The organism is Holdemanella porci, from assembly GCF_019052655.1.
In the GTDB taxonomy this organism is placed as follows: Bacteria; Bacillota_I; Bacilli_A; order Erysipelotrichales; family Erysipelotrichaceae; genus Holdemanella; species Holdemanella hominis.
The window spans coordinates 18,646-28,687 of sequence record NZ_JAHQVB010000026.1 but is presented as its reverse complement, the minus strand read 5'-3'; the positions used below and the strand labels follow the sequence as shown (position 1 = coordinate 28,687).

The following is a 10,042-nucleotide window of genomic DNA, read 5'->3' as shown; positions in this document are numbered from 1 at the left end:
CCAATGGGTGATAAGAAAAATTCGTAGATTTCCTTTAAATTAGGAACATTCTACGAATTTTTATATTTTCATGAATAATTCAGGTTATATATTTTTTAAAATGTAGTAGCAATACTACAAATTTCGCTGTGCTTTCAAATAAAAATACCATCCAGACAATAGTATCTGGACAGTTCGTTATTTCTTAACTTAATGACATTGGAAATTGTTCCCCCCTTTGAACAAAGACTTATTTATTTGGATCTACTGAAACGGCTTCCGTTTGAACACCATCTACTAAGTTAAAAACTAATACAGACTTCTTAGGTGAATGTGTCTTATCAAATGTGAATGAACCAGTAAAACCTTCAAAATCAGAATCTGTAATTGCCTTTTGTAGAATAGCACCAGTCTTAGCTGATTTTTCCAGAGCTTGTAAAACTAAATTAGCAGCATCGTAAGCTAATACAGAGAACATATTTGGAGCTTCTCCATATTCTTTAGTATATGCATCAACAAATGTTGTTAAAGTATCGCTTGCATTAACTGTAGTATAAGCAGTTGAATAGTAGCAGTTATTTAAATTTTCTTTACCTGCAAGTTCTGCTAATTTTTCTGATTCAAATACATCATCACCTTTATCTTTTGCTTTCGTGATGATACCGGCAAAGTCAGTGTCTTTAGTGTTATAGCTTTCTGTAGCTACAACTTCTCCACCTAAATCTTCAAATTTTGTGTAAATTCTTTAGTTAGACCCTTTCCATAATCACTAACTTCGTTAATGATAACAGCTTTTTTCTTACCTAAGTTTTCATATCCAAATTTAGCCATTGCCTTACCTTGATATGAATCTTCAAAACAAATACGGAACGCATATTCATAAGGAGAATCCCCATTCATTGTTGCATCTACCTGAGTAGCAGATGGTGAAATGACTGGAACTTGGTTTTGATCCGCTACTGGATATGTCGCAATAGAAGCACCTGAAGTTGCAGGTTCAACTATAAAAGCTACACCATCTTCAGTCATCAATTTTGTAGCTGCTGAAGTAGATTCACTAGCATCTCCTTTATTATCCATTTTGACAGCTTTAATTTTATATTTTGAATCCTTGTTTGTGTTATTTTCCTTGATAGCTAGCGTTGCCCCTTTATACTCAGCTTGACCATAAGAAGCTACAGCACTAGACAATTCATAGTTCAAACCAATCTTGACCGTATCTCCTTCCTTTAATTCAGTTGCAGCAGTTCCACTTCCTGAACTACATCCGACTAACATGCTTAATGCAACAGCACTAGAAGCAAACGTTTTTTATAATTTACCTTTCATAATCTATACCTCCCTCGAGTTGTACAGATATGGTAGCGCAAGCGGAAAACTTTTTTAGCCTTTTTGACACATAATTTACATTATTTTCAAAAGCTTTCTTTGCACAAAAAAATAGCTAAAGTAATCAAAACCTTAGCTATTCAATCAACTGTTAATACATTCCCTGAGGCATTGCAGGTGCTGGTTCTTCTTTATCAATTTTAGCAACTCCAGCTTCTGTTGTTAAGAACAAAGCTGAAATACTAGAAGCATTCATCAATGCATTACGAGTTACTTTTGTAGGATCAATGATACCAGATTCAATCATATCTACCCATTCACCATGTTTTGCATCAAATCCTACATTTTCACCTACTTCTTTTTGTCTTTCAACAATCTCTTCACTGTTATATCCAGCATTATCAGCAATCTGTGCAATTGGAGCTAACAATGCATCAAATACAACTTTAATACCTTTTTGTACATCAACTACATCCGATTTTATTTCATCTTTTAATGCCACATAAGCCTTTACTAAACAAGATCCACCTCCAACTACAATACCTTCACTAACAGCAGCACGAGTTGAGTTCAACGCATCTTCAATACGAAGTTTCTTTTCTTTCAATTCACTTTCAGTTGCAGCACCCACTTTAATGATTGAAACACCATTTGATAATTTACCTAAACGCTCTGCCATACGTTTCTTATCATAATCACTTGTTGTATTTTCCATTTGTGCTTCAATTTCAGATACACGGGCAGCCACATCTTCTTTACTTCCAGCTCCACCAATCATTGTCGTATTATCTTTTGTGACAACAATCTTTTTAACTGTACCCAAATCCGATAACTGCATATCTTTTAATTCCATATTCAAATCTTTTGAATAGAATTTAGCACCTGTCATAATCGCAATATCTTGCAACATTTCTTTTTGGTTGTCGCCAAAGCCTGGAGCTTTAGTTGCAACTACATTGAATGTTCCACGAAGTTTATTTAATGCCAAAGTAGAAACTACTTCATTTTCTAAATCTTCCGCAATAATCAATAACGCACGATTTGCCTGAACCAATTGTTCAAGTAAAGGTAAAATTTCCTGAATGTTTGTGATCTTTTGATCCGTTACTAATACATAAGCATTTTCCATTATAGCTTCCATCTTTTCACGATCACTAACCATATATGGAGAAACATAACCCTTGTCATATTGCATACCTTCACTAATCTCAAGTTCTGTTTCAAAGCCTTTTGAATCATCTGTTGAAATGACACCATCACGACCAACTTTTTCCATCGCATCCGCAATAATCTTACCAATTTCTTCCGATCCAGATGAAATTGTCGCAACATTGGCAATATCTTTACTGCTTTCTACTTTCTTAGAAACAGATAAGATATAATCACTTACTGCCTTAGCTGCTTTTTCAATACCTTCTCGCATCAATACAGGATTTGCCCCACGATCCACTTGACGTAAACCATTTTCAATCATACTTTGAGCTAAAATTGTAGCTGTTGTTGTTCCGTCTCCAGCTGTATCATTTGTCTTATTGGCAACTTCATATACCAATTTAGCACCCATATTTTCAAACTTATCTTCCAATTCAATTTCTTTAGCAATACTTACACCATCGTTTGTGATCAATGGGGATCCATATTCCTTTTCAAGAACAACATTACGTCCTTTAGGACCTAAAGTAACACGAACTGCATTTGCTAATGTGTTAACACCTCTTAACATGGATTCACGAGCATCTTTTGAAAAACGTACTTCTTTAGCCATAATTCATTACCTCCTACTACTTACTTACTGCAATGATATCTTCATCTTTGATGACAATGAATTCTTCATCATCAAGCTGCATTGTAGTTCCCGAATATTCTTTATATAAAACTTTATCTCCACAAGCATATCCCGCATCTTTAACATCTGCACCAATACTTGCGACAACTGCAAGCTTTGACTTTTCTTTTCCACTTGTCAAAATAATTCCACTTGCCGTAGTTTTTTCTTCTTTCTCTTTCTTTAATAAAACATAATCATGTAAAGGTTGTAACATAATTCATCCTCCTTTTAGCACTTAGTTATTCTAACTGCTAATTACTATTATACTCATTTTTAGCACTGATGCAATAAGTTTGCTAAAATTTAATGAAAGAAAATGGCGAGGATTACTCGCCATATACATGAATTCTATTAATTGCTCTTTCCAATGATAACTGAGCTCTTTTTAGATTTGTATCTGAATCTTTTTTCTCTAAACGCTCTTTAGCACGTTCCATTGATTTTTTTGCACGCTCAAGATCGATATCTTTTTTTCCTTCGATCGCATCAGCTAGAATCATGCCTTCATTTTTGTTGAATTGTAAAAAGCCACCAGAAATCGCAAAGATTTCTTCTTCATCATTTTCGTTTTTCAAAACAAGCTTACAAGGCACCAAAGATGCAAAGATAGGCATGTGATTTGGTAAAATTGTTGTTTCTCCAACCACCGTCTTTACATGAATACTTTTAACTTCCTGCTTTAAATATTCGCCTTTTGGTGTTACTACTTTAAAAGCAATCATGACTATTCACCAGCCATTTTTTTAGCTTTTTCCTGTGCTTCTTCAATTGTTCCAACAAACATGAATGCTTGTTCTGGAAGATCATCAAATTCACCTGCTAATAAGCGTTCGAAACTGCGAATTGTATCTTCCAAAGGTACATATTTTCCAGGAATACCAGAGAATACTTCAGCAACATTAAATGGTTGCGACAAGAAGTTACGAACACGACGTGCACGGTTAACAACTTTCTTATCTTCTTCACTTAATTCATCCATACCTAAGATGGCAATGATATCCTGTAAATCTTTATATCTCTGTAGAATATTTTGTACTCCACGAGCTACTTTATAGTGCTTTTCACCAACTACAAGTGGATCCAAAATACGTGAACTTGATTCAAGTGGATCTACGGCAGGATAAATACCTAATGCCGCAATGTCACGGTCTAATACCGTTTTTGCATCCAAGTGAGAAAATGTTGTTGCTGGAGCTGGGTCCGTTAAGTCATCCGCAGGTACATAAATAGCCTGTACAGAAGTGATAGAACCATCTTTTGTTGATGTGATTCTTTCTTGCAACTGTCCCATTTCTGTAGCTAATGTAGGCTGATACCCTACAGCACTAGGAACACGTCCTAATAAGGCACTAACTTCAGATCCTGCCTGTGTAAAACGGAAGATATTATCAATAAACAATAATACGTCCTGGTGTTCTACATCACGGAAATATTCTGCCATTGTTAGACCAGTTAATCCAACACGCATTCTGGCTCCTGGACTTTCATTCATCTGTCCATAAACCAATACTGTTTTATCTAATACACCGCTGTCTTTCATCTCGTGATACATATCATTTCCTTCACGAGTTCTTTCTCCAACGCCTACTACAACGGATTTACCACCATGTTCTTTGGCAATATTGTGGATCAACTCTTGAATCAATACGGTTTTACCTACCCCGGCACCACCGAACAATCCAATCTTACCACCCTTTGCGTAAGGACATAGTAAGTCAATAACTTTAATACCTGTTTCCAATGGTTCGCTTGTTGTACTTTGTTCATCAAATGCTGGTGCTTTTCTATGAATTGGCATAGTTTGAGCATCTACATCACCTAAACCATCAATTGGTTTACCCAAAACATTAAACATACGACCCAATACATTTTCTCCGACAGGAGCCTGAATTGGTTTTTTAGTATCAATGGCATCCATACCACGAACCAAACCATCTGTACTTCCCATCGCAATGCAACGTACTCTATCAGCACCGATATCTTGTTCGACTTCTACAATTAGATTTTCTTCATTTGGGCGTTCAATTTCAATTGCCGTTAATAAATCTGGTAAATTATTTTGTGAAAATTGAATATCCACAACCGGACCAATGATCTCAACGACTTTTCCAATATTTTGACTCATGTTTACCCTCCTTTATGAAAGTGCATTTGCACCACCGACAATTTCAGTGATTTCTTGCGTGATAGCTCCTTGACGTACACGGTTATATGCAAGTTCAAGATTATTCTGCAACTCTTCTGCATTGTCAGTTGCACTCTCCATTGCCATTCTTCGAGAAGCCTGTTCGCTTGTTTTACTCTCTAAATAACGAGAGTAAAGAATTGATTTTGTCACCATAGGAATCATGTTTTGTAGCATTGTTTCCTTATCTGGTTCAAAAATCATATCCGCATGCATGCCTGACTTCTTTTCTTCCTGAGGCTTAGAAACAGGTAAAACCGTTTCTAAAGTAGGAACAAATGTCAATGTGTTTTTATAGTGCGTATATAAAATTTGAATTTTTGAAATCTCTTTCTTTTCAAACAAGTCTAATGCATCCTGCATACATTTCGATAAAGCATTATATACATCATCCTCGTCAAGATCACTTAATACAGTTTCAACATTATAGTCACGTTTTGAAATCCATGCAGAACCACGAATTCCTATCATAACTACATGATCCTTTTCAGAAAACTCATCTTGTATCATACGATACACGTTTGCGTTGTAACCACCACAAAGTCCCATATCACTTGTGATCACAAAGATAAAACCTGGCTTTCCTTGATTCTCATTTAAATATATAGAATCATCTCCAGTACTACGAAGTACCATTGTGAATAGTTCTTGAAGACCTTGTGCATAACTACGGTTTTCTTCCATAATTTGTCTTTGTCTAGTTAATTTACTTGAAGCAATCAGCTGCATTGCTTTTGTGATTTTTTTAGTTGAACTAACGGAACTGATTCGGGCCTGAATAGCCTGTCTACTCTGTGCCATGTTGCGCACCCTTTTCTAGTGCATATTGTTTTGCGTATGCATCCAAAGCCTTCTTAATATCCGCTTCTAATTCATCGTCAATTGCCTTTTTCATTTCAATCTGATCTAAAACATAAGGATATTCACGATGTGCATACTCCAACATTCCTTGTTCAAATTCACCAACGTGATCTACTTCAACAGGTTTTAAATATCTATTTTTTGCAGCATACAAAGATAATACTTGTTCAGGCACTGTTAATGGTGAATATTGTTTTTGAATCAATAATTGAGTTAATCTTGCACCATGATCCAATACATCTTTTGTACTCGCATCCAAATCTGAACCAAACTTCGCAAAAGATTCCATTTCACGATATTGAGCTAGTTCAAGCTTTAATGAACCAGAAACCTGCTTCATAGCTTTTGTCTGTGCAGCACTACCTACACGACTTACACTTAAACCACTATCTACACTTGGACGAACGCCTTCATTAAACATATCTGTTTTCAAGAAAATCTGTCCATCCGTAATTGAAATTACGTTTGTAGGAATATAGGCAGAAATATCTCCGGCTTGTGTTTCAATGATTGGTAAAGCAGTTAAAGATCCACCACCATAATTTTCATTTAAACGTGCTGCACGCTCTAATAAACGTGAATGTAAGTAGAAGACATCTCCAGGATACGCTTCACGTCCAGGAGGACGACGAAGAAGTAAAGACAGTGTACGGTAGGCTACGGCATGTTTTGATAAATCATCATAAACAATTAATACGTCTTCTCCGTTTTCCATCCATTCCTCACCCATTGCACAGCCTGCATAAGGTGCAATATATTGTAATGGCGCTGCTTCAGATGCAGTAGCCGCTACGATCGTAGTATATTCCATAGCTCCGTGTTGTTTTAATTTTTCAACGATTTGAGCTACAGTACTTGCCTTTTGACCAATCGCCACATAAATACATTTTACATTTTGATCTTTTTGATTCAAAATCGTATCGATTGCGATTGCTGTTTTACCTGTTTGACGGTCACCAATGATCAACTCACGTTGTCCACGACCAATTGGAATCATAGAGTCAATAATTTTTAAACCCGTTTGTAATGGAACCGATACACTCTTTCTTGTCATTACACCTGGGGCCACACGTTCTACTGGACGTGTTCTATCTGTTTTGATTTCACCTAAACCATCAATCGGTTGTCCTAATGCATTGACAACACGACCCATCAAACTATCACCAACTGGAACTTCAATGATGTGACCTGTACGTTTTACAACGTCACCTTCTTTGATATCGGAATTATCACCTAGTAATACGACACCTACTTGTTCGTCTTCTAAGTTCATGACCATACCATATACATCGTGAGGGAATAACAACAATTCACTCATCATGGCATTTTTCAATCCATATACTGTTGCGATACCATCACCTACTGTTAGGATAGTACCACTTTCATTCATTTCAAGATCCTGGTCGATACTTTGAATTTGAGCTTTGATTAATTTTGAAATCTCTGCTGGATTTAAACTCATCATATCACCTGCTTATCTATTAATTGCTTCCTTCATTGCGTCAATCTTCGCAATGACCGTATTATCCATCACTAAATCATTCGCCTGTACTTTAATACCTGCAATCAAAGATGGATCCACTTGTACTTCAAGTTCAAGTGTCTTATTCATTTTTTTCTCTAACATCTCTTTCAATCTTGATAATTGATCTTCATCTAGTTTTGATGCACTCGTTACTTTAACGATTTCAATTCTATGTTTCTTTCGATAACACTCTTCATACGCATCACTGATTTTATCAAGATGAGAAAGTTCATTATGCTCATTTAACACAAGCAAGAAACGAAATACAGTTGTATCTAATTCGGATTCGAAAGCTGTTTGGATGATTTCCTTTTTCTTTACTCGAGAAATACTTGGATGTGCTAGAATCTTGTTTAATTCTGGTACTGAAGTAATCACTTGCGCTACTTGCTTTAGCTCTGACATCCAAGCCATTTCTTGCTTTGAATCTTGTGCTAATTCAAATAGAGCCTGAGCATAAGGCGTGTAATCTACCATTGTTTATCGCCTGCCTGTTCAATAAAATCTTCCACAAACTGCTTCTGTGTTTCTTCATCCATTTCTTTTTTAATCAACTGACTAGCTGCGCTTAATGCGACATCGCTAATTGCTTTTTTCATTTCTTTTTGAGCGTCACGCTTCTGACGTTCGATATCTTCATTTGCGTTTTTCTTAATACGCAAAGCTTCGTCATTTGCTTCTTTTATAATCTGCTGTTTTTCTTGATCCGCATGTGCTCTAGCTGAAACAATAATGGTATGAGCTTCTTGCGATACATTACGCAATTTTTCATCATACTGTTCTTTAACATCTTCAGCCTGCTTTTTAATAGCTACTGAAGAATTGATATTTTCTTGAATTAAATCTTGTCGTTTTTGAATTAATGTTAGTAATTTTCCCCAAAAGAATTTTTTGGCAAACATTACAATCAAAAAAGTAGAAATACAAACTAAAACAACATCGGTCAATGAAATTCGCAAATAATTGTCAATATTAAAGTCAATCATTACCGATTCTCCCAATCATTAACCTTTGATGAAAATCAATAAAATCGCAATGATCAAAGCATAGATACCTGTTGTTTCGGCTAAGGCGATACCTAAAACCATGATAGATTGAATTTTACTTGCTGCATCTGGATTACGACCAACGCTTTCTGCACCTTTACTAGCTGCAATACCCTGACCAATACCAGGACCTAAACCAGCAATCATCGCAATACCTGCACCTAAGCAAGCCATACCACGTACGAAAAATTCATTAAACATTTTATTTTCCTCCTATTTATTAATCTTCTTGAATCACCACTTGCTGTCCTAAGAAGAACGAGCTTAGTGTAAAGAAGATATATGTCTGAATTACACCTGAGAATATATCAAAATACATATGTAAAAATGGCGTTACTAATAATCCTAACAATCCTATTGGCATCAACATTTTAATCAATGTATACACCAACATAGAAATGATATATCCTGCCAAAATATTACCAAATAAACGCATTGTTAATGAGATAGGCAACGCCAACTCTCCTATGACATTCAATGGTGTCAACAAGAACATCGGCTCTGTCAACTCTTTCATTCGTGCTAATAATCCACCTTTTTTAATACCATTACCTTGGATCATCAACCACATTGTGACAGCCAATGTCGCATTAAAACTTACATTGCTCGTTGGATTTTGAAGCCCAATCAAACCAATCAAGTTACTTACAATCATCATCACAATCAAAGTGCCAAACATAGGAATATATTTCTTTGTAGTTTCCCTTAAGTTATCTTTAATTACGTAAAGCACTAAGTTGTAGATCTCCTCACAAATATACACAATCCCTTTACTAGCTTTTGAAGGATCTTGTTTTTCAATTTTCTTTCCTGCAAAGTAGAAGAAGAACGCAAAGAAAACACAAATTCCAAGCCATACAAGAATAGATTGTTGAATCTGTAAAGAGAACTTTCCAATGTGAATGATAATTGCACTTACATCACTCATGGAAATCCTCCTTTTCTTTTAGTGCATATAAAAGAATAGCTCCTTTATTGCACATAAGCCCAACAAGAACTGCCAAAATTGGCAACTCCATTAATTGACAAATAACTAAAACTAGACCATACATAAGATATCTTTTCATATATTCTTGTGTACCTATCTTTTTTCCAGCTATTTCATCTGTTGGAATATTTAAAGCCATTTGAACAATCTTACGATACCCCACTAAACCTGTAAGGCAACCTATCCAAACAGCTATAAATACTTGAATCATTTGAGAATGAAAAATAACTGCACAAACCAAAGAGCAAAATAAACTAAATATCAAAGTATACTTTACTATTTTTTTATTCATTTGCTGCAT

13 protein-coding genes are annotated in these 10,042 nt (G+C 35.6%); all 13 read right to left on the bottom strand.

The window, feature by feature from the left end:
- Nucleotides 1–229 precede the first annotated feature (229 nt).
- The 13 genes from KTQ83_RS12280 to KTQ83_RS06355 all read right to left on the bottom strand — a co-directional run bounded on the left by KTQ83_RS12280 (nt 230) and on the right by KTQ83_RS06355 (nt 10,033).
- Nucleotides 230–637 (bottom strand): ABC transporter substrate-binding protein, encoded by a 408-nt coding sequence (locus KTQ83_RS12280; protein WP_342367247.1) that lies wholly within the window; start codon nt 635–637, stop codon nt 230–232.
- A 59-nt stretch (nt 638–696) separates the two neighbouring features.
- Nucleotides 697–1,257, bottom strand: a complete 561-nt coding sequence (locus tag KTQ83_RS12275; RefSeq protein ID WP_244975796.1) for an ABC transporter substrate-binding protein — start codon at nt 1,255–1,257, stop codon at nt 697–699.
- 202 nt (nt 1,258–1,459) lie between these two features.
- Nucleotides 1,460–3,073 (bottom strand): chaperonin GroEL, encoded by a 1,614-nt coding sequence (gene groL / locus KTQ83_RS06405; RefSeq protein WP_117926249.1) that lies wholly within the window; start codon nt 3,071–3,073, stop codon nt 1,460–1,462.
- 16 nt (nt 3,074–3,089) lie between these two features.
- A complete protein-coding gene (locus tag KTQ83_RS06400) occupies nt 3,090–3,350 on the bottom strand; it encodes a co-chaperone GroES family protein (protein ID WP_117926251.1) in 261 nt (86 codons plus the stop codon).
- Nucleotides 3,351–3,462: 112 nt separating this feature from the next.
- Entirely contained in the window at nt 3,463–3,858 is a 396-nt protein-coding gene (atpC, locus tag KTQ83_RS06395; protein ID WP_117926253.1) for an ATP synthase F1 subunit epsilon, read from the bottom strand.
- Nucleotides 3,859–3,860: 2 nt separating this feature from the next.
- Entirely contained in the window at nt 3,861–5,261 is a 1,401-nt protein-coding gene (gene atpD / locus KTQ83_RS06390; RefSeq protein WP_117926255.1) for a F0F1 ATP synthase subunit beta, read from the bottom strand.
- Between the two features lie 12 nt (nt 5,262–5,273).
- A complete protein-coding gene (atpG, locus tag KTQ83_RS06385; protein WP_117926257.1) occupies nt 5,274–6,122 on the bottom strand; it encodes an ATP synthase F1 subunit gamma in 849 nt (282 codons plus the stop codon).
- Nucleotides 6,109–7,644: a F0F1 ATP synthase subunit alpha gene (atpA, locus tag KTQ83_RS06380; protein ID WP_117926259.1), complete on the bottom strand. Its 1,536-nt coding sequence runs from the start codon at nt 7,642–7,644 to the stop codon at nt 6,109–6,111. Before atpA ends, atpG begins: the two co-directional genes overlap by 14 nt.
- A 12-nt stretch (nt 7,645–7,656) precedes the next feature.
- Nucleotides 7,657–8,184, bottom strand: coding sequence for an ATP synthase F1 subunit delta (gene atpH / locus KTQ83_RS06375; protein ID WP_117926261.1), 528 nt, complete (start codon nt 8,182–8,184; stop codon nt 7,657–7,659).
- Nucleotides 8,178–8,693, bottom strand: a complete 516-nt coding sequence (atpF, locus tag KTQ83_RS06370; protein ID WP_217256280.1) for a F0F1 ATP synthase subunit B — start codon at nt 8,691–8,693, stop codon at nt 8,178–8,180. The genes atpH and atpF overlap by 7 nt, the downstream gene beginning before the upstream one ends.
- An 18-nt stretch (nt 8,694–8,711) precedes the next feature.
- Nucleotides 8,712–8,954 (bottom strand): ATP synthase F0 subunit C, encoded by a 243-nt coding sequence (atpE, locus tag KTQ83_RS06365; protein ID WP_003864774.1) that lies wholly within the window; start codon nt 8,952–8,954, stop codon nt 8,712–8,714.
- Between the two features lie 19 nt (nt 8,955–8,973).
- A complete protein-coding gene (gene atpB / locus KTQ83_RS06360) occupies nt 8,974–9,681 on the bottom strand; it encodes a F0F1 ATP synthase subunit A (protein WP_117926265.1) in 708 nt (235 codons plus the stop codon).
- On the bottom strand, nt 9,674–10,033 hold the full coding sequence (locus tag KTQ83_RS06355) for a hypothetical protein (RefSeq protein WP_186998835.1): 360 nt from the start codon (nt 10,031–10,033) through the stop codon (nt 9,674–9,676). Before KTQ83_RS06355 ends, atpB begins: the two co-directional genes overlap by 8 nt.
- Nucleotides 10,034–10,042 lie beyond the last annotated feature (9 nt).